This window comes from Streptomyces sp. 4N124 (assembly GCF_052245395.1).
GTDB lineage: Bacteria > Actinomycetota > Actinomycetes > Streptomycetales > Streptomycetaceae > Streptomyces.
The window spans coordinates 1-23540 of sequence record NZ_JBQQBS010000030.1; the positions used below are offsets into that span (position 1 = coordinate 1).

Genomic DNA, 23540 nt, shown 5'->3' on the forward strand with positions numbered 1-23540 from the left:
CTCCACGGCGGTCTCGGCGCCGGGGTGCGGCCTTCGGTGAGGAGGCCGAGCCGCAGGCCGCCGCCGAGACCGCCGTGGAGGATGCGGCGGACGAGGCCGAGGAGCAGGCCGAGGACTCCGTCGAGAGTGACGAGGCCGAGGAGACCGGTTCGCGTCGTCGCCGTCGTCGCGGCGGTCGTCGCCGTCGCCGTGGTGAGTCCGCGGACTCGGGTGGCGAGGACGAGTCGGAGGAGGCCGAGGAGGTCGCCGCCGAGCAGGCCACGCAGGACGCCGAGGACACCGCCGAGCAGGTCGAGGAAGACGAAGAAGACGCCGAGGGCCGCGACGAGCAGGGCGGCGGGTCCGGCGGCTCCAGCAGCAGTCGGCGCCGGCGCCGTCGTCGCCGTCGCTCCGGTGACGGCGGGGATGCCGGTGAGCCGTCCGACGACGACCCCGAGCGCACCGTCGTCAAGGTCCGCGAGCCCCGCCCGAAGGCCGAGCCGTCCGACGAAGTGCAGTCCATCAAGGGCTCCACGCGTCTGGAGGCCAAGAAGCAGCGCCGCCGCGAGGGCCGTGAGCAGGGGCGCCGCCGCGTCCCGATCATCACCGAGGCCGAGTTCCTGGCCCGCCGCGAGGCCGTCGAGCGCGTCATGGTCGTACGGCAGAGCGGTGAGCGTACGCAGATCGGCGTCCTGGAGGACGGCGTGCTCGTCGAGCACTACGTCAACAAGGAGCAGGCGACCTCGTACGTCGGCAATGTCTATCTCGGCAAGGTGCAGAACGTCCTGCCGTCGATGGAGGCCGCCTTCATCGACATCGGCAAGGGCCGCAATGCCGTGCTCTACGCCGGTGAGGTCAACTTCGAGGCGCTCGGCATGGCCAACGGGCCGCGGCGTATCGAGTCCGCGCTGAAGTCGGGCCAGTCCGTCCTCGTGCAGGTCACCAAGGACCCGATCGGACACAAGGGCGCCCGGCTCACCAGCCAGGTCTCCCTCCCGGGCCGCTACCTCGTGTACGTCCCCGAGGGCTCGATGACCGGCATCAGCCGCAAGCTGCCCGACACCGAGCGGGCCCGGCTGAAGACCATCCTCAAGAAGATCGTCCCCGAGGACGCGGGCGTCATCGTGCGCACCGCCGCCGAGGGCGCGAGCGAGGACGAGCTGCGCCGGGATGTCGAGCGGCTGCAGGCGCAGTGGGAGGACATCCAGAAGAAGGCCAAGAACGGCAACGCGCCGACGCTGCTGTACGGCGAGCCGGACATGACCGTCCGCGTCGTCCGCGACATCTTCAACGAGGACTTCTCCAAGGTCATCGTCAGCGGTGACGAGGCCTGGGACACCGTCCACGGGTATGTCGCCCATGTCGCGCCCGATCTCGCGGACCGGCTGCAGAAGTGGACCTCCGAGGTCGACGTCTTCGCCACGTACCGGATCGACGAGCAGCTGATGAAGGCCCTCGACCGCAAGGTCTGGCTGCCCAGCGGCGGTTCGCTGGTGATCGACAAGACCGAAGCAATGATCGTGATCGACGTCAACACCGGCAAGTTCACCGGTCAGGGCGGCAACCTCGAAGAGACCGTGACCAGGAACAACCTGGAGGCGGCCGAGGAGATCGTGCGGCAGCTGCGGCTGCGGGACCTCGGCGGCATCGTCGTCATCGACTTCATCGACATGGTGCTGGAGAGCAACCGGGATCTGGTGCTGAGGCGCTTGCTGGAGTGCCTGGGCCGGGACCGGACCAAGCACCAGGTGGCCGAGGTGACCTCGCTGGGCCTGGTCCAGATGACCCGTAAGCGGGTCGGACAGGGGCTGCTGGAGTCCTTCTCGGAGACCTGCGTCCACTGCAACGGGCGCGGTGTCATCGTGCACATGGAGCAGCCGACCTCCACCGGAGGCGGCGGCAAGCGCCGTAAGCGCGGGCGTGGCGGTGACGGGCAGGTCCACGAGCACGAGGCCGCGGTCGTCGTCGAGGGCGCCGAGGCCTTCGAGACCGTCGAGCAGGAGGCGGAGAGCGAGGCCGAGGTGGCCGCCGAGGTCGCCGAGCCGGTCGCGCTGACCGCTCCTGACTACGCGCCGGACGAGGAGCTGTACAGCAGCGTCGCCGAGGCGGAGGCCGCGGTCGGACGAGGTCGTTCGCGGCGCCGGGCCGGCCGTCGGGCATCGGCTCCGGCCGGTGCGCCCAAACGCGAGGCGGACAAGGCCGACCGCGCCGAGCGGGCCGCCGAGGTCGAGCGGGAGGTCGAGCGTCCGGTGCAGCCGGAGTCGGCAGCCGAGGCGCACGCCGAGCCGGTCGCGGTCGAGGACCCGGTCGTTCCGGCCACGGAAGAGGCCGCGCCCAAGGGCCGTACGCGTCGCCGCGCGACCCGCAAGGTGTCCGCACCGGCCGGTTCGCCCGCGGGCGCCGAGGCTGCCGTGGTGACGGTCGCCGAGTCCGCGCCCACGGCCGTCGCCGAGCAACCGCGGGCCGAGGCTCCGGTCGAGGCTCCGGCCGCCGAGGAGAGCGCGGCTCCGGCCCGCACGCGGCGCCGTGCGGTACGGAAGGCCACCGCGCCGACCACGTCCGAGGACACGGCCGTGGTGGTCGTGCCGTCGGCCGCGGAGGCTGCCGCAGAGGCTCCTTCCGAGGCGCCTGCAGAGGGCGCCGAGGAGGCCGCTCCGGCCAAGAAGACGGCCCGTAAGACGGCCAAGAAGGCCACGGCGAAGAAGGCCGTCGCCAAGAAGACGGCGGCCACCAAGACCGCCGCCAAGAAGGCGACGGCCAAGAAGGCGGCGAAGTCCACCGCCACCAAGAAGGCCGCGAAGTCGACGGCGAAGAAGACGGCGGCGGCGGAGCAGGCCCAGTCCACGGTCTCCGCGTCGACGGAGGACTGATCCGCTTACCGCGCAAGGCAGTTGACGGCCCGTCCGGTTCTCACCGGGCGGGCCGCTTCTGTGTGCTGCCACGACATGCTCGCGATATGCCCCAGGTCTTCATGATGTAAGGGCTGCCTGTGGGGTTGCAGTGTCCTTTGTCACTCCCGGTGAAGCTATGGATGCATTGCGGTTCATGTTCATGCCACAACAGACTGACTCGGCCTTCTCAGAATCTTTTCATGTGGGGGAAAACGGGTGGCAAGAGTGGGGAAAGTGTGGCGGCGATGTGCTGCCGGAACGCTGTCGGCAGCGTTACTGACGCTTGGGCTCGGCTCAGGGGGGACACCGGCTGCGGCGGCTGTCGCCTGTCCATCGGGGGTGGATTCCGACTTCAACGGTGACGGGGCGCGGGACACGGTGATCGCCGATCCGGAGGCCACCGTGAACGGCGTGGCGCGGGCGGGCGCGGTGCATGTCGTCTACGGCGGCGGCAAGGGCAACCTTCAGCTGACTCAGGCTCTCGCCTCCGTGCCGGGGGAACCTGAGGTGGACGACCGGTACGGGTTCTCGCTCGCCGTCTACGACGCGAACCTCGACGGCTGCAGCGACCTGGTGGTCGGCATCCCCTACGAGGACATGGGGACCGTCCGGGACGGCGGCAACGTCCATCTCCTGTACGGCTCGACGGAGGGCCTCGGGAGCGGTGCCGCGGCCAAGGAGTTCTACCAGGGCACCGACAAGCCGCTCGGCAGCGGCCAGGAAGCCGGTGACTGGACCGGATACTCGGTCGCCGCCGGGAAGACCTCGGGGGGAGCGCCGTTCCTTGTGATCGGTAGCCCTGGCGAGGATGTCGGGACCGTGCAGGACGCCGGCATGGTCAGCTACGTCCGCGGGACGACATACACCGTGGCCAACTTCCACCAGGACACCGACACTGCCGGTGCCGTGCCCAGCGTCCCGGAGTTGAACGATCGCTTCGGGTGGTCGATCGCCGCAACTCCGACGCACTTCGCGATAGGAGCGCCCGGTGAAGGTGTGGGGCAAGGCCCTTTCGCGGGCATCGGCGTCATCTTCAATCACACCCTGATCTCGGGAGTTCCGGAGCCTCAGGTCGGCATAGCACAGGACTCTACGGGCGTTGACAGTGAACCCGAGATCGGCGACGGATTCGGCACTTCGCTCGCCATGGTCCCGTACCGGCCTTCCGGCGCAACCTCGACCACCGAGTCGCTGCTCGCAGTGGGAGTTCCCAACGAGGACACGGGCTCCGGAACTGACGCCGGTGTCGTCCACATCTTCCGGGTCCCTGCGACGGGGGCCGCGAGTGAACTGCAGTACGTCACCGAGGACGCGGAAAACGTGGACGGTGAGGCCGAGACCGGTGACTTCTACGGCCAGCGACTCGCAGCGGTGAACTCCGCTCCCAACTCGACCACCACCGGTACCACCGCCCGACTGGCCATCGGCGTCCCCGGTGAGGAGTCTGCGGAGGAGCACCCAGACAAAGGTGGCGTTCAGATCGTCCCGATGGTCGGCCCGCTCGGTGGCTCGGACCACTGGATCGACCCGGGGTACGGCATCGGCGACGTGGTCGAGCCCCGCATGCTCACCGGCATGAGCCTCGGGGCCAGCCCCTCCCTGCTGTACGTGGGCGTCCCCTACGGCCCAGCCTCGGCCCGCGCTGTCTACGGCTTCCCCTGGGACGTGGCCAACGGCGGGGCGCCGACGCAGACCTTCAGGCCGGGCGAGGGCGGCATCCCCGCCGGCGGCGTGGCCTTCGGCGCCGGGGTTCGGTGACGGCGGCATGACTGACTTGAAGCGATGGGGGAGTGGACGCGTGTCCGCAGACAGACCACGAGCGGTGTCCCGGATACCGAGGACCTTACGGCGCGCGGTCTTGGCAGGCATGGTCGCCGGCGCCGTACTGACCGGCACTCTGGGCGCCATGCCGGATGCCGTGCGCCCGGCGGACGGACCGGCTCCAGTCGCGGCCGACGAGCAGATCGAGACCGAGCAGGAGGCCTTGGCCGAGGCCAAGGAGAGCGGCAATCAGACAGAGGTCATCGGGCTGCGCACCGAGCACCGGGAGATCTTCGCCGAGCCCGATGGCACTTTCACGGCCCGCGAGTACACCGAGCCCGTACGTACGGTCAAGGGCGGCACGTGGGTCGACGTGGACGCGACGCTGGTGAAGCGGGCCGACGGCTCCTGGGGGCCGAAAGCCGCCACCGTCGACCTGACCTTCTCCGGCGGACAGGCCGACCGGCCCTTTGCGACGATACGACGGGCCGGTCGCGAGCTGGCTCTGACCTGGCCGTACGGCAAGCTGCCCGCCCCGAGGGTCGAGGGGGACACCGCCACCTATGTCGACGCCTTGCCCGGTGTCGACCTGACTGTCCGGGCCGAGGCCGACGGCTTCGGCCATCTGCTGGTCGTCAAGACACCCGAGGCGGCGGCCGACCCGAAGCTGACCCGGCTCGACCTCGGCTTGGCGACCGATGGCCTGAGAGTCGCGGAGAACGCCGGTGGGGCCATCGTGGCGGAGGACGCCGAGGTGGGCGGCACCGTCTTCGAGGCCGGTCGGCCCGCCATGTGGGACTCGGCCGCTGTCGAGGAGTCCGCTGCCAGAAGTCAGGGCCCCAAAGCCGTCGCCAGGGCGCTACAGGGCGCTGCAGCCGAGACCGCAACGGCTGGCCCCCAGGCCGACCAGGCCCCCGAGGCCGCCCTGGAGGGCCCGGGCGGTGGCGGACGCGTCGCGCCGCTGGATGTCGAGGTGGGCAAGGGCAAGCTGACCCTGATCCCCGACCAGAAGCTGCTGAAGGGCGAGGACACCGTCTTCCCCGTCGTCATCGACCCGATCCAGCGGACCGTCAAGCGCAGTGCCTGGACCGGCGTCATGTCGGGCATACCCGGCGAGCAGGACTGGAAGTACTCCGGCAGTGCGGGGGTCGGCAGGTGCCCCACTGACTACAACCCGGTCTCCTGCAACGGCGTCGGCGCCCGCCGCGTCATGTTCACTCTGCCGTTGTCCGCCTACAAGGGGAAGCAGATCCTGGGCACATCCTTCTCCGCCCGGGTCGAGCACATCTACAGCGCGTCCCCGACTGCCGAGCCAATCCAGCTCTACCGGATCGGCGGCCAGAACTACACCCTCAACTCGTCCAGCAACTGGTCCAACACCTCGGACGACTGGGACGACCACCTGCAGACCGTCGACAAGGCGATCTCCCCGACTTCCTGCTCCAGCCAGGCCAATCTGCACTTCGAGAGCGGGGAGACCGGCGAGCTCACCAGCGAGATCAAGACGGCTACAGCGGGTGGCTGGAACGCGATGACGCTGGGGTTGAGGGCGGCCGACGAGTCCCGCTTCGCCGAGTGGAAGCGGATCTGCGGCAACGCCTATCTGTCGATCAAGTACAACAACCTGCCGCGGCAGATCAAGACGTCCGATATGTACACCGACCCCGGCGGCACCTGCAAGTGGGGTGCGAACCGCCCGTACACCGATGTCCCGCCGAAGCTGCAGGCCATAGCCAGCGACCCGGACCACGCCGACGGCGAGACCGACAAGGTGAAGGTCCAGTTCAAGGTGGAGTGGGGCGGAGACAGCGCGGGTTCGTACACGTACACGACCCGCGACTGGCTCTCCCCGACGGACAAGACCAGGTTCACCCACACCGTCAAGTCGACGATCCCGCAGAACACCCCGATCTACTGGAGTGCGCGCGCCTACGACGGCGATGGCTACGGCCCGTGGAGCTCCACGGGCACGCAGCGCTGCGAGTTCATCTACGACAAGACGTGGCCCGGCAAGCCGGTCGTCGTGTCCATGCGGTACCCGTCCGACACCGTCTACCACGACGGCGTGGGCAGCTACGGCACGTTCACCTTTGCACCCAACCGGAACGACTCCATCCCAGACACCGATGTCGTCAAGTACCAGTACTCCTTCGACGGGGCCCCGTTGACCGACCTCCCGCCGGAGTCGCCGGGCGGCTTGGTCTCCGTCCAATGGATGCCGACACGGCCCGGTCGGCATGTGCTGGAGGTGATCGCCGTCGACAAGGCGGCGCACGCCACCAGCACTCCCTACCACTTCCTGGTGAGCGAAGGCGCCCCGGTGGTCGCCCAGTGGAACCTCGCCGACGAGGCGGGTGTCGCCGAGGCCCACGACGAGAGCGGTAAGTTCTCGGCGACGGCGGGCAGCGCCGTCACGTTCGGAGCGGGCGGCCCTGGTGGCAAGATCGACAAGGCGGCCCGTTTCGACGGGAGCGCCGAGTCGTACCTCGACACCAGCGAAACCGTGCTCGACACCGCCAAGAACTTCAGCGTCAGCGCCTGGGTGCGGCCCACCGCGCTGGACAGGGACATGGTGGTCGTCAGTCAGGACGGCACCGGCGAGCCCGGCTTCACCCTCGGCTACGACGCGGCCGCCCGGACCTGGAAGTTCGCGATCCCGGTCAACGACGTGGACACGCTCGGGGAGTGGAAGGCCGTGTCCACCGGAGCGTCCGTGGTCAAGGACCAGTGGGTGCTGCTGACCGGCGTGTACGACGGGCAGAAGAGCGATGGCGCGGAGCTCAGGCTCTACGTCAACAAGGACTCCAAGGGCGCCGCCAAGCGCCAGTCCACCTGGCAGTCGCACGGGCCACTGCAGATCGGCCGGGCCACGGCCAAGAGCGGCTACCGCGATCACTTCACGGGTGACCTCGCCGAGGTTCGCGTCTTCGACCGGGTCCTGCCGCCGGCCCAGGTCGCCGAGCTGATGACCGTCAAGCCGGAGCGCAAGGGCTACTGGCAGCTCGACGAGGTGAGCGGCGGTGCCTCCGCCGAGACCGGCGGAGGCCAGGCGCTGACCCTGGCGGGCAACGCCTCCATCTACCGCCCGGCCGGCCTGTTCGACCCCGCCGCCCTGGTCGGCGACGGCAACCTGGTCCTGGACGGCGCCGGGGACTACGCGTCCACCGCCACCGCCCCAGTCACCGGGAACAGCAGCTTCACCGTGAGCGCCCGCGTCCAGCTCACCACGCCGGACGCGGAGAAGTCGCAGACGGTGCTGTCCTTGCCTGGCGCCAACGCCAACCGCGTCCAGGTCCGCTACCAGGCGGCCACCGGCCTGTGGGAACTTGCTGTCGCCAAGACCGACGTGGCCGCCTCTGCAGTCGTCACGTTCACCGACGATCAGGAGACGCCCTCCGCAGACGGCTCCGGCCAGCATCTGGCAGTCGTCTACGACGCCTTCGCCAACTCGATCCGCCTGTATGTGGAGGGCCAACTCGTCGCTGGCGCTCACGGCAAGAACGACACCCTGTGGTCCGCCACCGGCGGTCTACAAGTGGGGCGTTCACTGCGCGGGGCGAGCGAGTACTTCGCCGGTGCCATCGACGAGGTGCGGGTCTACAGCGGGGCGGCCGACCGGATCGCCGTGCAGCAGATGGCCGCGCTGCAGGCAGTCCCCGATATGTGACGCCTCATCACATTCCCGGTGTGCCGGGCCGCTTGAGGCCCGGCACACCCCCCTTTTCTTCATGACTTTCTCCTCGACTTTCTCCTCCGACCAGGGAGTTGTCCGATGCTCTTCCGTGGCCGCTCACTGAGCCGCCGCATGCCCAGACAGATGGTCGTCGCGACAGTGCTCGGGCTCTCGCTCGCGCTGTCCGCGTCGTCGGTCCAGGCAGTGGCGCTCGACGATGGCGACCGGGGCCGTACGAGCCGCCCCGGCGTCCAGGACGATGGCGATCCCGCCCAGGGATCCGCCGCGAAGGCGAAACCCCGCCCCTCCGATCCGGCGCGCAAAGCCGCAGTCAAGGCACTCGACAAGGCGGTGTGGCCCGAGCAGGGCGGCGCCGAGGTGGCCGTGGGCGCGGCCGGTGCGACCGAGGCGGGCGGACTACCGGTCAAGGTCACCAAGGCCAGGGCGAAGGTCAAGGCCGGGCAGGCCGCCGACAAGGTCCGTGTCGACGTCTTGGACCCCAAGCGGGCCGCACAGCTCGGCGCCGGCGTCCTCCTGGGCGTCGAGCGCGCCGACGGTGAGGACAGGAGCGCCAAGGTCCGACTGACCGTCGACTACTCCGAGTTCGCCGAAGGCTTCGGCGGCTCCTACGCCTCCCGCCTCCGGCTGGTCCGGCTCCCCGCCTGTGCCACCGTCGCCGCACCCGGCAGCAAGGCCTGCCCGGAACAGCCTGAAGTGCTGCCCACGGTGAACGACGTGCTGACCGGCACCGTCTCCGCCGATGTGACCGCCGCCCCGGCCGCCAACGAGGGCGTCTCCACCATGGCGGCCGACGCGACTTCGCTGGTGGCGCTGGCGGCGGGACCGTCGAGCGCACAGGGCACCTACAAGGCGACGGCCCTGTCCCCGTCGGCCAGTTGGAATGTCGCCACCTCCTCCGGCGGGTTCAACTGGAACTATCCGCTTCGTACGGTCCCGACCCCGGGCGGCCTCGTGCCCACCGTGGGCCTCGGCTACTCCTCCCAGTCGGCGGACGGCCGCACCTCGGCCACCAACAACCAGGGCTCCTGGATCGGTGAGGGCTTCTCCTACGACCCTGGCTACATCGAGCGCCGCTACAAGCCGTGCGCCGACGACGGCCACGCCGCCTCGGGCGAGCAGTGCTGGGCGTACGACAACGCCACGGTCATGCTCAACGGCTCCGCCGGCGAACTGGTCAAGGACGACACCACTGGCAAGTGGCACATGTCGTCCGACGACGGCACCAAGGTCGAGAAGTTGACCGGTGCCACCAACGGCGACAACGGCAGCACGGACGACAAGGGCGAGCACTGGAAGATCACGACCCCGGAGGGCACCGAGTACTACTTCGGGCTCAACCGTCTGCCGGGCTGGGCCACCGGGAACGAGGAGACCAACTCCGTCTGGACGGCGCCCGTCTTCGGCGACGACTCCGGTGAGCCCTGCTACAACGCCACATTCACCAGCGCGCACTGCCAACAGGCCTGGCGCTGGAGCCTGGACTACGTCAAGGACACCCACGGCAACGTGATGTCCTATTTCTACGGCCGCGAGACCAACAACTACGCGCTCAACGGAAAGACAGACGTCGACGGCACCGAGTACCACCGCGGCGGCTACCTGAAGCGCATCGACTACGGTCAGCAGGACGGTAAGGTCTACGCGGCGAAAGCCCCGGCCCGCGTCGTCTTCAACACGGACGAACGCTGTCTGCGCACCGCCGACTTCGACTGCGCCGAGACCAAGCGCACCACGGCGAACGCCTCCCGCTGGCCGGACGTCCCGGTTGACCAGGAGTGCAAGTCCTCCGCCAAGTGCACCTCGCCGGTCCAGACCTTCTGGACCACCAAGCGCCTCAAGTCGGTCGTCACACAGATGCGCAAGGACGCCACGACCTACGCCGACGTGGACGCTTGGAACTTCGAGCACCTGTTCACCGACAACGGTGATGACTCCAAGACGTTGTGGCTGTCGAAGATCGAGCACGAGGGCCGCGCCGGCACCGCGGTGAAGCTGCCCTCCGTCGACCTCTTCGGCGAGCAGTTCGACAACCGCGTCGACGCGATCGGCGACAACATCGCACCGTTCCGCCGCTATCGGCTATCCCTGGTCCTCAGCGAGACCGGCGCCCAGCTCGACGTCAACTACGCCCCTGCCGACTGTGCCAAGGCCACGCTGCCCACGCCGGGCCAGTCGACCAAGCGCTGCTACCCGGTGAAATGGGCGCCACCGGGCTACATCGAGCCGATCACGGACTGGTTCCACAAGTACGTCGTGGCGGCGGTCATCGAGACCGACCGCACCGGCGGCAGCGACGGCATGGTCACCCGATACGACTACCAGGGCGACGCGGCCTGGCGTAAGGCGAAGCCGGACGGCATCACCGACGCCAAGTACCTGACCTGGGGCGGCTGGCAAGGCTACGGCAAGGTCAAGGTCACCAGCGGCACCGCCGATGTGCAGAAGACTCGGGTCGACTACACGTTCATGCAGGGCATGGACGGAGACAAGGACTCCGCGGGCAACACCCGTTCCGCGACGGCCAAGGACTCCACGGGAGCCACGTACACCGACGCGGAGGAGTTCACCGGGCATCAGCTGGAGGCCGCCGCCTACGACGGTGCGACGTTGGTCTCCAAGACGATCCAGACGCCCTGGAAGCACTACACCGCCACCCAGACCAAGAGCTGGGGGACCACCCGCGCGGCCATTGTGCGCACCGAGATCGGCCGTGGCTTCACTGTGAAGTCCGACGGCACTTGGCGCGAGACGAAATCCACGACCACGTACGACAAGGCGAACGGCACCGGCCGGGTCCTGGTGGTCGACGACCAAGGCGACGTCTCCACCACCAAGGACGACACCTGCACCCGCACCACGTACGCCGACAACACCGCGAAGAACATCCTCTCGCTGCCTGCGCGCAGTGAGAAAGTGTCCGTCAAGTGCTCGACGACGCCCGACCGTAAGACCCAGGTCCTGGCCGATGAGCGCACTTCGTACGACGACGGAGCGTTCGGCGCGGATCCGACGAAGGGTGACGCGACCAAGACCGAGCGGCTGGTCTCGCACAACGGCACTACTGCGACGTACCAGGTCACCGGTATCACGGATTACGACACCTTCGGCCGCCCGGAGTCCCAGAAGGACGCCAAGCAGAACGAGACGAAGACCGCCTACACCCAGACCAACGGCCTGCTGACGAAGACGGTCGTGACCAACGCGGCGGGCCATGAAACCACCACCGACTACGCCCCGGCCTGGGGCATGTCCTCGGGTCAGACCGACCCGAACGGCAAGCGGACCCAGCTCGCCTACGACGCCCTGGGACGTCTGACCTCGGTGTGGCTGGCGGACCGGGTCTCGACCCAGACGCCGAGCATCAAGTACTCGTACAACGTCCGCAAGGGCAAGGTCACCTCGATCAAGACCGAGAAGATCGAGAACGACGGTACCTACGGCGCCGAGTACCAGCTCTACGACAGCATGCTCAGGGCCCGGCAGATCCAGACCGAGGGTCCGGGCGGCACCCGGATGGTCGCCGACACGTGGTACGACGGCACCGGCAACGTCAGCAAGACCAACTCCACCTACAACGCGGCCGGTGCCGCCGAGGGCGAGTTGCTGCTCGTGCGCAACGGCGAGGTCGGCGCGCAGAGCCTGCTGGAGTACGACGGTCTGGGCCGGACCACTGCCGAGATCTTCGCGGTCGGCGGCGCCGAGCAGTGGCGTACCAAGATCACGTATGACGGCGAGCTCACGCACGTGGATCCGCCGACGGGCGCCCTGCCCACCACGACCGTCACCGACGGCCAGGGCAACACATCGGAGATCCGGCACTACCGGGGCTCCTCGCCCGGCGCGGGTGTTCCGTACGAGTCGACGAAGTACACCTACACCCCGGCCGGCAAACTGGAGACGGTCACCGACGCCAAGAGCAATGTGTGGCGCTACGCGTATGACCAGCTGGGCCGCAAGACCAAGTCGGTCGACCCGGACGCCGGCACCTCGCGCACGGAGTACGACGAACTCGACCGGCCGGTCGTCACGTACGACGGCCGCAACAAGAAGATCTCCACGGTCTACGACAAGCTCGGCCGCGTGCTGTCCACCTGGCAGGGCGATCCCGACACCGGCACCAAGCTGAGCGAGACCAGGTACGACAAGGCGGGCTGGCTGGGCCAGGCCTACGGCTTCCTGAGCTACGTGTCGCCGACGGAGTACTTCGCCACGGCCGTGCAGTCGATGGACGAGTTCTACCGCCCGCTGAAGACGGCCTACCAGGTCCCGGCGTCGCAGGGTGCGCTGGCTGGCACATACGTCTTCAGCACCACGTACAACCGGGACGGCACGGTCCAGAGCACCGGCCTGCCCGCCGTCGGCGACCTGCCGGCGGAGGCGCTGACCTATGAGTATGACGCCTTGCAGCGTCCGAGGACGATGACGGGCTCCACCTCGTACGTCACCAATACCGTCTACTCCAGGACCAGCCAGCTCCAGCAGCTGGAACTGTCCACGGGCAGCGGCAAGAAGGTCTGGCAGACCTTCAACTACGAGACGGGCACCAACCGGCTGACCCGCTCGATCGTCGACGTCTATGGCGCGACCGCCCCGGCCAAGGACTCGAAGTACTCCTACGACCAGGCGGGCAACGTTCTGTCCATCGCGGACACGGCGAATGCCGCGTCGCCGGACGTGCAGTGCTTCGCCTACGACAGCCGACAGCGTCTGTCGGACGCTTGGACCCCGGCGGCAACCGCGACCACCGCGGCCGGTTCCGGCACCCGCGGCTCCACCACGCCGGTGGACGGCACCGGGCCGACGGCGTGTAACACCACCGCCGGTTCCAGTGCGCTGGGCGGACCGGCCCCGTACTGGAAGTCGTACGCGACCGATGCGATCGGCAACCGGGTCTCCGAGACCATCCATGACACGGGACTCGACGCGGCGAAGAACATCACGCGCAGCTACGAGTACGGCGGCGCGGGTGCCCTCGGCGACGGACCGCACCAGGTCACCAGTGTCGTCGAGAAGACTCCGACCGGCACCGGAGAGTCGGCGTACCAGTACGACGACGCGGGCAACACCACCAAGCGCACCATCGGCGGTGACGCCCAGTCACTGCTCTGGAACGACTCGGGCAAGCTGAGCGAGGTCACTGAGGCGAGCGGAGCCAAGACCAGCTACGTCTACGACGGCTCCGGCAACCGTCTCGTGCGCAAGGATCCTTCCGGCACGACCGTGTATCTGCCGGGCACCGAGTTGAAGCTGTCAGCGGACGGCACCAAGAAGGAGGCCACCCGCTACTACGAATACGCCGGTCAGACGGTCGCTGTCCGCACCGCCGGGAAGCTCTCCTTCGTCGCCTCCGACCACCACGGCACAGGCGAACTGGCCATCGACGCCGCGACCGGGGCGATCTCCCAGCGGCGCTTCGATCCCTTCGGTGTCGAGCGCGGCGAGAAAACCGGTACCTGGCCGGGCGAGAAGGGCTTTGTCGGCGGCACTGTCGACGCGTCCACCGGACTGACCCATCTGGGGGCTCGGGAGTACGACCCGCAGCTCGGCAAGTTCATCTCTGTCGACCCGATCATCGACTACACCCGGCCGAGCCAGATCAACGGCTACGCGTACGCCGACAACTCCCCGGTCACCCTGTCCGATCCGTCGGGGCTGGAGAGCTGCTTTCCGCATTCCTACTGCTCCGGCTACTCGGGTACCTACACGAAGGAGAGCGGCGACAAGGACGTCGACAAGGCGCAGTCCGATGTCGACAACGCCTCCGCGAATGTGGCGTCGGCGCAGGGGCAGCAGTCCCTTGCCAAGGGGCGCATCAAGTCGGCGGGCAAGGCACTCGTCAAGATTGTCCGGGACATTCTGGGTGTGGACGCCGCCCTGGACTGCATCTCCAGCGGTGACGTCGGTGCCTGCGGCGAGACGTTGCTCAACATCGCCGGCAGCTTTGCGGGTGGTCTCGCGGGCAAGATCCTCGCCAAGTACGGCGCTCCGTGGAACTGGGCCAAGGGCATCAAGCTGGCCAAGCGGGTCACCGGGCTGATCGGGGAGCTGATCGGCGGGGCAAAGGCCCTCTACAAGGCGAACAAGAGCCTCGGCAAGGCGAAGGCCGGCCTGGCGAAGGCCAGGGACAAACTGGCAGAGGCCAGGGAGAAGGCGGCTGCAGCACTCAAGAAGAGAACGAAGTCCGAACCCGAGTGCCACAGCTTCCTGCCCGGCACGAAGGTCCTGCTGGCCGATGGCAGCACCAAGCCGATCGAGAAGGTCAAGCTCGGTGACAAGGTCGTCACCACCGACCCGAAGACCGGCAAGGCGACGGTCCGCGAGGTAGCGGGCACCATCGTCACCGAGGACGACAAGTCCTTCTCCGACCTCACGGTGAAGGATTCCTCGGGCAAGGCGCAGGCCCTGGTCGCCACGACGACCCACCCCTTCTGGGTGGAGTCCGAGCGGGCGTGGATCAAGGCCGGCGAACTCGAGCCGGGCATGACGCTGCACACTCCGTCGGGCGATACGGTCGAAGTCACGGCCACTCGCCGCTTCGAGGAACGGCAGCGGACGCACGACCTCACCGTTACCGGCATCCACGCGTACTATGTGCTGGCGGGGGCTACTCCGGTCCTCGTTCACAATTGCAATGAGTCGATGGACTTCGTGCATGGAACGAGCTCGACCCATGCCGACAACATCGAGGCAAATGGGCTCAGTGGTGATGCGGCTCGCGCGAATTCGAGTGGCGGATCTGTTGGGCAGCCAGGGAACCTGTTTACGTATCGGGTGAGTCCCGGGGATTCGGACACTCTCAGCGCTGCTGCGACATTCGGTGGAAGTCGCACCGCTTCCGGAGATCGCCCAGCCATTCTCATCTTCCGTATGTGTAAGTGCACGTACGATCGATTGACGGCAGAAGGTCATATAACTACACGGGTCACTGACGAGGTGAGCGGGAGGGTCGAGCACATCTTCGGCCCAGAAGCGCTGTCGCACCTGCAGCAGGTCTATCGCAGGAACCTATGAGTGCCGTGTGGCCCTGAAAGTGATAGGTGGTGACGTTCGCATGGTCGATCCCGCAGAGTACGACAAGGATATTCCTCGCGTTCAAGAGCATTTGCGCAAATTTGAACGCGCCTTTGGGAAGGTCCGCGGGACCCACAAGGGGCGCCCGGTGGACGAAATTCGGCAGGCCCTCCTGGAAGAATTCGAATCCGAGGGGTTGATCGTGTGGAGCGAAGTTGCGGATGACGCGGCTCGCCGCATTGCCGAAGGGCAGACGGATGAGGCGTAAGGTCTTCCGCGCGTAGGCTGCATCGGCTTCGTAGAGTTGTGACAGCAAACCTGAGGCCTTGCAGGTTGTGATTGGTGGGGCTCCAGGGGGGCTTGACGGCAGTAGTTGACGGCAACGGCGGCGGACACCTGGGTGTCCGCCGCCGTTGCTATACGTATGTCAGGGGTGGTCGAGGGCGCGGCCGAGGGAGTCGATGGCGTCTCGCTGGAGGCGGAGTCGGACGTGGGCGTAGACGGTGGCGGTGACGGCGGCTGCAGCACTCAAGAAGAGAACGAAGTCCGAACCCGAGTGCCACAGCTTCCTGCCCGGCACGAAGGTCCTGCTGGCCGACGGCAGCACCAAGCCGATCGAAAAGGTCAAGCTCGGCGACAAGGTCGTCACCACCGACCCGAAGGCCGGCAAGGCGACGGTCCGCGAGATCGCGGGCACGATCGTCACCGAGGACGACAAGTCCTTCTCCGACCTCACGGTCAAGGACGCCTCGGGCAGGGCGCAGGCCCTGGTCGCCACGACGACCCACCCCTTCTGGGTGGAGTCGGAACAGGCGTGGATCAAGGCCGGCGAACTCGAGCCGGGCATGACGCTGCACACTCCGTCGGGCGACACGGTTGACGTCACAGCCAATCGCCGCTTCGAGGAACGGCAGCGGACGCACGACCTCACCGTTACCGGCATCCACGCGTACTATGTGCTGGCCGATGCGACGCCGGTCCTGGTTCACAATTGTGGCGGTGAAGTTACAGGGCACCCGGCGAGCTGTGAATGTGCCGATGGCGGCATACCGAAGGTGCGCAATGGAAAGCTGGCAGGGGACGTTCACCCTTAGACGAATGTTCCGTTCGACGAAAACGGATTTCCTGACTTCTCGGCGTGGCGTCATCCAGATGTGTCAGATGTTCGGATCGAACTTTCAGGAAGCCGCGGAACGGATTTCGCGAGATCCAATCGTGCGGCAGGGCTCAGTGAGACACCGGATGGCTATACGTGGCATCACCACCAAGAGCCCGGTCTCATGCAGCTGATTGAGACAGAAGCCCATAAGCGGACAGCCCACACCGGCGGATTCTCTGGAGGGAGGTAGTGATGAACGAACTGTTTGAGGATGGAGAATTCCACACGGGTTCCCCGCTGAGCGGCGACATGATTCTTCGGGCGGAGGGGGTCCTGGGCCTGCGGCTTCCGCCGAGCTATGTGGCAGCACTATCGGAGAAGAACGGCGGAGTGTTGAAGCGGCGCTGTTTCCCTACAGAGTTCGCTACGTCGTGGGCTGCCGACCATTTCGAGGTCCGCGCACTTCTCGGAGTCGGAGGGAAGTGGGGAATTGATTCCTCCTCCGGGTTGGGGAGTGCCGACCTGATTTCCGAGTGGGGCTACCCAGAAATTGGCGTGGTCATCTGCGATATGCCTTCGGGTGGGCATGATGCGGTAATGCTTGACTACTCCGAGTCTGGCCCCGAAGGCGAACCATCTGTTGCCTACATCGACGAAGACCGCGTCCCTCGGAAAGTAGCGGGATCGTTCGAGGAGTTCTTGTCTCGATTGGTTCCCTGCAGCCCCCTGATTTAGGGTCGCGTCCTCTCTTCGTGGAGAGTTCGGCAGCCGTCAGGGCAGATCAAGGGCGTCCCGCTGACTCGGGCCGCCGCGCGGCGGCGGTCGGTGACCGCCGCCCGCTCCTGTCTGCCGCCCTGCTGGCGACGGCCGCCGACCACTCGGCTCGCAGAGCCCGGGAGCGTGGGCCGGACCACCAGTCGGAAGCCCCGGTCCGACCGCTCAGCAGCAGACTGGCTGGGCACCTGAGAGGCCGCCCGGCGGGTTCGCGCTGTCCCGGTCACCCTGTCCGATCCGTCGGGGCTGGAGAGTTGCTTCCCGCACTCCTACTGCTCCGGCTACTCGGGTACTTACAAGAAGGAGAGCGGCGACAAGGACGTCGACGAGGCGCAGTCCGACGTCGACGATGCCTCCGCGAACGTGGCGTCGGCGCAGGGGCAGCAGTCCCTTGCCAAGGGGCGCATCAAGTCGGCGGGCAAGGCCCTCGTCAAGATTGTCCGGGACATTCTGGGTGTGGACGCCGCAAGGCGAACAAGAGCCTCGGTAAGGCGAAGGCAGCGCGCGAGGCGGACAGGGCCGACCGTGCCGAGCGGGAGGTCGAGCGTCCGGTGCAGCCGGAGTCGGCAGCCGAGGCGCACGCCGAGCCGGTCGCGGTCGAGGACCCGGTCGTTCCGGCCACGGAAGAGGCCGCGCCCAAGGGCCGTACGCGTCGCCGCGCGACCCGCAAGGTGTCCGCACCGGCCGGTTCGCCCGCGGGCGCCGAGGCTGCCGTGGTGACGGTCGCCGAGTCCGCGCCCACGGCCGTCGCCGAGCAACCGCGGGCCGAGGCTCCGGTCGAGGCTCCGGCCGCCGAGGAGAGCGCGGCTCCGGCCCGCACGCGGCGCCGTGCGGTACGGAAGGCCACCGCGCCGACCACGTCCGAGGACACGGCCGTGGTGGTCGTGCCGTCGGCCGCGGAGGCTGCCGCAGAGGCTCCTTCCGAGGCGCCTGCAGAGGGCGCCGAGGAGGCCGCTCCGGCCAAGAAGACGGCCCGTAAGACGGCCAAGAAGGCCACGGCGAAGAAGGCCGTCGCCAAGAAGACGGCGGCCACCAAGACCGCCGCCAAGAAGGCGACGGCCAAGAAGGCGGCGAAGTCCACCGCCACCAAGAAGGCCGCGAAGTCGACGGCGAAGAAGACGGCGGCGGCGGAGCAGACGCAGTCGTCCGTCACGGCCTCCGCCGACGAGAGCTGACGCCTCTACGGACGAAGTACCTGATCCGCCCCCGGTCCGACCGGGGGCGGATCAGTTTTTTCCATTGCTTGCACAACCACTCCGGGGTTCGAGCCGTCATACAAGTGTCGAATGGGTGAACGAACGGAGAATCGGCGTTCACACCGTTCGGCTACGATGTGATCCGAGAATTGCGACAAATCAACTTAGTTGGGCTCAATACGTGAAGGCACTCGTGCTCTCCGGGGGAGCGGGCACGCGCCTCCGCCCGATCACCCACACTTCGGCCAAGCAACTCGTGCCGGTCGCCAACAAACCCGTGCTCTTCTACGGCCTGGAAGCGATCGCGGACGCCGGGATCAGCGAGGTCGGCATTGTCGTCGGTGACACCGCGGACGAGATCCGCGAGGCGGTGGGAGACGGCTCCCGGCTCGGGATCAAGGTCACCTACATCCCTCAGGAGGCACCGCTGGGGCTTGCCCACGCCGTGCTGATCGCCCGGGAGTTCCTCGGTGACGACGACTTCGTGATGTACCTCGGCGACAACTTCATCGTCGGTGGCATCACCGGTCTGGTGGAGGAGTTCCGGGCCGAGCGGCCTGACGCGCAGATCTTGCTGACCAAGGTTCCCAATCCCACCTCGTTCGGTGTCGCCGAACTCGACGGCGAGGGCCGGGTGGTGGGCCTGGAGGAGAAACCGAAGCAGCCCAAGAGCGATCTGGCGCTCGTCGGTGTCTATCTGTTCACCCGGGCCATACACCAGGCCGTCCGCTCCATCGAGCCGTCCTGGCGTGGCGAGTTGGAGATCACGCACGCCATCCAGTGGCTGATCGACGAGAAGCGTGACGTCCGCTCCACCACGATCTCCGGCTACTGGAAGGACACCGGCAACGTCACGGACATGCTGGAGGTCAACCGGTCCGTCCTGGAGACCGTGCCGCCGCTGAACGAGGGCGTGGTGGACGCGGACAGCGAGATCATCGGCCGGGTACGCATCGAGGCCGGCGCCCGCGTCGAAGGCAGCCGGATCGTCGGCCCCGCGATCATCGGTGCCGGCTCGGTGGTCGAAGACGCGTACATCGGCCCCTTCACCTCGGTCTCCGAGGACTGCCGGATCAAGGACAGCGAAATCGAGTACTCCATCGTGCTGCGCGGCTCGTCCGTGATCGGCGTGCGCCGGGTGGAGGCCTCGCTCATCGGGCGCGACGTCGAGGTCACGCCCGCTCCCCGTAACCCCTCGGCCCACCGACTCGTGCTCGGTGATCACAGCAAGGTGCAGATCTCCTCATGACAACCCGCATTCTGGTGACCGGCGGTGCCGGGTTCATCGGTTCGCACTATGTCCGTACCGTGCTCGGCCCCGAGGGCCCCGGTGATGTCGCGATCACCGTCCTGGACAAGCTGACGTACGCGGGCAACCCGGCCAACCTCGACGAGGTGCGCGAGCACCCCGGGTTCGCGTTCGTGGCGGGCGACATCTGCGACCCCGAGCTGGTCGGCAAGCTGATGGCCGAGCATGACCAGGTGGTGCACTTCGCCGCCGAGTCGCACGTCGACCGCTCCATCGACGGCGGCGCCGAGTTCGTCCGGACGAATGTGGTCGGCACGCACACGCTCATCGACGCGGCGCACCGGGCCGGGATCAAGACCTTCGTGCACATCTCCACCGACGAGGTCTACGGCTCGATCGACGAGGGCTCCTGGCCCGAGACCCACCCGCTGGAGCCCAACTCGCCCTACTCCTCGGCGAAGGCGTCCAGCGACCTGATCGCGCTGTCGTACCACCGCACCCACGGCCTGGACGTCCGCGTCACCCGCTGCTCCAACAACTACGGGCACCACCATTTCCCCGAGAAGGTCATCCCGCTCTTCGTCACGAACCTCCTCGATGGCAAGAAGGTCCCGCTGTACGGCGACGGCGGCAACGTCCGCGACTGGCTGCACATCGACGACCACGTCCAGGGCATCGAGCTGGTCCGCATCAAGGGCCGCGCGGGCGAGGTCTACAACATCGGTGGCGGCACCGAGCTGTCCAACAAGGAGCTCACCGAGCTGCTGCTGAAGGCGTGCGGCGCCGACTGGGAGACCAGCGTCGAGTACGTCGAGGACCGCAAGGGCCACGACCGCCGCTACTCCGTCGACTGCACGAAGATCCGCGAGGAGCTCGGCTACCAGCCCCACAAGAGCTTCGAGCAGGGACTCGCGGAGACCGTCCAGTGGTATCGCGACCACCGCGCCTGGTGGGAGCCGCTGAAGGAGCGGGCCGCGCTGTGACCGACGATCGCCCCTGGCTGGTCACGGGCGCGGGTGGGATGCTGGCCCAGGACGTCCTGGGCCGGCTGGCCGAGGCGGGCGAGCAGGTTGTCGCCCTGGACCGCGCGGCGCTGGACCTCACCGACCGGGTCGCCGTACAGCAGGCGCTGGAGCTGCACCGCCCTGCCGTGGTCGTCAACTGCGCGGCCTGGACCGCCGTGGACGACGCCGAGACCCGCGAGGCCGAGGCGCTCGCGATCAACGGCGACGGCCCGGCCCACCTCGCCGCCGCCTGCGCGAGCACCGGCACCGTCCTGCTCCACGTCTCCACCGACTACGTCTTCGCGGGGGACGCCGAGGAGCCGTACGCCGAGGACGCGCCCACCGCCCCCCGCAGCGCCTACGGCCGCACCAAGCTCGCCGGTGAGCAGGCCGTCCTGAAGACCCTCCCGGAGCACGGCTATGTGGTCCGCACCGCCTGGCTGTACGGCACGGGCGGCCCCAACTTCGTCCGCACCATGATCCGCCTGGCGGGCGAGCGCGAAACCCTGGACGTGGTGAACGACCAGCGCGGCCAGCCCACATGGAGCGCCGACCTGGCCGGCCTGCTGCTCGCCCTGGGGCGCGGCGCCCTGGCCGGCACCGCCCCGGCCGGCGTCTACCACGGCACCAGCTCCGGCGAGACCACCTGGTACGGCTTCACCCGGGAGATCTTCCGGCTGCTCGGCACCGACCCGGATCGGGTCCGTCCCACCACCAGCGAGGCATTCGTACGCCCGGCGCCCCGCCCGGCGTACAGCGTCCTCGGCCACGACCGCTTCCGCGCGGCCGGCATCGAGCCGCCGCGAGACTGGCGTGCGGCGCTCGCCGAGGCATTCCCGGAGATCCACCGGGCCCAGACGAAGGAGAATCCGGCGTGACGGTCAAGGTCAGCGTCGTCATCGCGGTCTACAACCCCGGCAAGTACGTGGAGGACTGCATCACGGGCCTGCTGCGGCAGAGCCTCACCCCGGACGAGTTCGAGGTCTTCTTCGTCGACGACGGGTCCACCGACGAGACCCCGGCCCGCCTGGACCGGCTGGCGGCCGAGCACTCCCACTTCCACGTCATCCACCAGGACGCCTCCGGCTGGTCCGGCCGCCCCCGCAACACCGGCATCGACGCGGCCCGGGGCGAGTACGTGATGTTCGTCGACCACGACGACTGGCTCGGCGACGAAGCCCTGGAGCGGATGTACGAGTACGGCAAGGCGAACGACGCCGACGTGGTCATCGGCAAGATGGCGGGCATCGGCCGCCCGGTCCCGCAGGAGCTGTTCCGGATCAACCGGCCGCGCGCCACGGTGGCGAACGCGCCGCTGATGGACAGCCTCACCCCGCACAAGATGTTCCGCCGGGAGTTCCTCGCGGAACACGACATGCGCTTCAAGGAGGGCCGCCGCCGACTCGAGGACCACGTCTTCGTCGTCGAGGCGTACCTGCGGGCGAAGAGCGTCGCTGTCCTCGGCGACTACCTGTGCTACTACCACATCACCCGCGACGACGGCTCCAACGCGGGCTTCCAGCGCTTCGACCCGGTCGGCTACTTCAACAACCTCCGCGAGGCCCTCGACGTGGTCGAGGAGCTCACCGAGCCAGGCCCGCTGCGCGACCAGATGTTCAGCCGCTGGCTGCGCAACGAGATGGTCGAGCGGCTGCGCGGCAACCGGCTCCTGAAGCTCCCTGAGGACTACGCCGAGGAGCTCTACCGCGAGATCCGCGGCGTGGTCGTCGAACGCTTCGGACCGGGCGTCTTCGCCCATATCGCTCCGACGCAGCGGGTGGTGGCCGGGCTGATCGCCGCCGACCTCTACCAGGACATCCGGGAACTGGCCCGCTGGGAGGCCGGGATCAAGCCCACCGGCACCCTGGACTCCCTGGCCTGGGAGAACGGCACCCTGACCATCGGCTTCAGTGCCGAGTACGAGGTCGACGGCACGCCGATGACCTTCCGCCGGGACGGCGAGCGCGACCTGCTCGGCCTGCCGCTCTCCGACAAGGCGCTCGAGGCCCTGGCCGGACAGGGCATCACCCTGGACGCCCCGGTGGACGCCAGTGACGTCGACCTGGTGGTCCGGCACCGCGAGGAGGCCACCCAGTTCTACCTCCCGCTGGACAGCGAGCGGCACCGCGCGGACGCCGGGGACGGCTCCTTCCGCCAGCGGATCACCGCGCGTGCCGTGCTCGACCCGGAGACCGCGGCCGGCGGTACGCCCCTGACCCGGGGCATCTGGGACCTGCATCTGCGCATCAAGACCTGCGGCTGGAGCAAGGAGACCCGGCTCGGCGCCGTACGCGGAGAGGACGTGGAGGCCGGGCGGCTTGCCGCGCTCACCGGTGAGCCGCGGCGGCTGGTCCTCCCGTACTGGACCGACGGACCCGGCAACCTCTCCCTCGACGTCGACCAGCACACCGACAAGCTGGAGCGTGAGGCCGTGGCGCTGATGGACCCGGCTGCGGCCGTGGTCGACGGCTCCACCGTGCGGCTCCGGCTGCCGCTGCACCTCGCGGCGGACGTGGGAGACCCGGTGCGGCTCCGCTTCGAGCGCAAGAACGTGGGCAAGTACCCCGCCGACGCCGTGCTGGACGGCCGAACGGTGAGCGCCCCGCTGCCGCTGGAGAAGCTCACCGGGATGCGCTGGGCGGTGCGGATCGGTGTGCCGTCCGCCGCCCGGGGTCAGGCGAAATGGACCCGGCTTCCGGTCGACGTGGTGGTGGACGCCGATGGCAACGCCCAGGTGATCGACCGGCACACCCCGCCGGCCAAGCCCGCGCCGAAGCCCGTGCCGAAGAAGCAGCCCGCACCGCCGCGTCCGCTGTGGCGCCGAGCTGCGGGGCGGCTCAGGCGTGCCCTGTCGAACCAGCAGAAGAAGAGCTGAGGACCCC

12 protein-coding genes and 1 pseudogene are annotated in these 23540 nt (G+C 68.3%); all 13 read left to right on the plus strand.

Features of this window, described 5'->3' with window-relative positions; genetic code table 11:
* Positions 1-2849: Rne/Rng family ribonuclease (locus tag ACTWQO_RS27345; protein WP_443240025.1), on the plus strand; the 2849-nt coding region annotated here is incomplete at its 5' end.
* A 360-nt stretch (positions 2850-3209) separates the two neighbouring features.
* Positions 3210-4628 (plus strand): FG-GAP repeat domain-containing protein, encoded by a 1419-nt coding sequence (locus ACTWQO_RS27350; RefSeq protein ID WP_443240026.1) that lies wholly within the window; start codon positions 3210-3212, stop codon positions 4626-4628.
* Between the two features lie 109 nt (positions 4629-4737).
* Positions 4738-8298: a LamG domain-containing protein gene (locus ACTWQO_RS27355; RefSeq protein ID WP_443240101.1), complete on the plus strand. Its 3561-nt coding sequence runs from the start codon at positions 4738-4740 to the stop codon at positions 8296-8298.
* A 138-nt stretch (positions 8299-8436) separates the two neighbouring features.
* A complete protein-coding gene (locus ACTWQO_RS27360; RefSeq protein WP_443240027.1) occupies positions 8437-15336 on the plus strand; it encodes a polymorphic toxin-type HINT domain-containing protein in 6900 nt (2299 codons plus the stop codon).
* A 40-nt stretch (positions 15337-15376) separates the two neighbouring features.
* Entirely contained in the window at positions 15377-15604 is a 228-nt protein-coding gene (locus ACTWQO_RS27365) for a hypothetical protein (RefSeq protein ID WP_443240028.1), read from the plus strand.
* Between the two features lie 235 nt (positions 15605-15839).
* Positions 15840-16430 carry a polymorphic toxin-type HINT domain-containing protein gene (locus ACTWQO_RS27370; RefSeq protein ID WP_443240029.1) on the plus strand — a complete coding sequence of 197 codons (591 nt, stop codon included), beginning with the start codon at positions 15840-15842 and terminating at the stop codon, positions 16428-16430.
* A gap of 24 nt (positions 16431-16454) precedes the next feature.
* Positions 16455-16685: pseudogene (locus ACTWQO_RS27375) on the plus strand (HNH endonuclease); the annotation flags it as partial.
* 2 nt (positions 16686-16687) lie between these two features.
* Entirely contained in the window at positions 16688-17170 is a 483-nt protein-coding gene (locus ACTWQO_RS27380; protein ID WP_443240030.1) for an SMI1/KNR4 family protein, read from the plus strand.
* 590 nt (positions 17171-17760) lie between these two features.
* Entirely contained in the window at positions 17761-18384 is a 624-nt protein-coding gene (locus ACTWQO_RS27385; protein WP_443240031.1) for a hypothetical protein, read from the plus strand.
* Between the two features lie 202 nt (positions 18385-18586).
* Entirely contained in the window at positions 18587-19654 is a 1068-nt protein-coding gene (locus ACTWQO_RS27390) for a glucose-1-phosphate thymidylyltransferase (RefSeq protein WP_443240032.1), read from the plus strand.
* Complete coding sequence (rfbB, locus tag ACTWQO_RS27395; protein WP_443240033.1) at positions 19651-20637, plus strand: dTDP-glucose 4,6-dehydratase; 987 nt, start codon at positions 19651-19653, stop codon at positions 20635-20637. The genes ACTWQO_RS27390 and rfbB overlap by 4 nt, the downstream gene beginning before the upstream one ends.
* Complete coding sequence (gene rfbD, locus ACTWQO_RS27400) at positions 20634-21536, plus strand: dTDP-4-dehydrorhamnose reductase (RefSeq protein WP_443240034.1); 903 nt, start codon at positions 20634-20636, stop codon at positions 21534-21536. The genes rfbB and rfbD overlap by 4 nt, the downstream gene beginning before the upstream one ends.
* Positions 21533-23533 carry a glycosyltransferase family 2 protein gene (locus tag ACTWQO_RS27405; RefSeq protein WP_443240035.1) on the plus strand — a complete coding sequence of 667 codons (2001 nt, stop codon included), beginning with the start codon at positions 21533-21535 and terminating at the stop codon, positions 23531-23533. The genes rfbD and ACTWQO_RS27405 overlap by 4 nt, the downstream gene beginning before the upstream one ends.
* The last annotated feature ends 7 nt before the right edge of the window (positions 23534-23540 follow it).

What these genes read in the sequence shown, in the direction of transcription:
- ACTWQO_RS27355 (WP_443240101.1), top strand. Translation starts at nt 4,738, where the DNA reads ATGGTCGCCGGCGCCGTACTGACCGGCACTCTGGGCGCCATGCCGGAT.
- ACTWQO_RS27360 (WP_443240027.1), top strand. Translation starts at nt 8,437, where the DNA reads ATGCCCAGACAGATGGTCGTCGCGACAGTGCTCGGGCTCTCGCTCGCG.
- ACTWQO_RS27365 (WP_443240028.1), top strand. Translation starts at nt 15,377, where the DNA reads ATGGTCGATCCCGCAGAGTACGACAAGGATATTCCTCGCGTTCAAGAG.
- ACTWQO_RS27380 (WP_443240030.1), top strand. Translation starts at nt 16,688, where the DNA reads ATGAACGAACTGTTTGAGGATGGAGAATTCCACACGGGTTCCCCGCTG.
- rfbB (WP_443240033.1), top strand. Translation starts at nt 19,651, where the DNA reads ATGACAACCCGCATTCTGGTGACCGGCGGTGCCGGGTTCATCGGTTCG.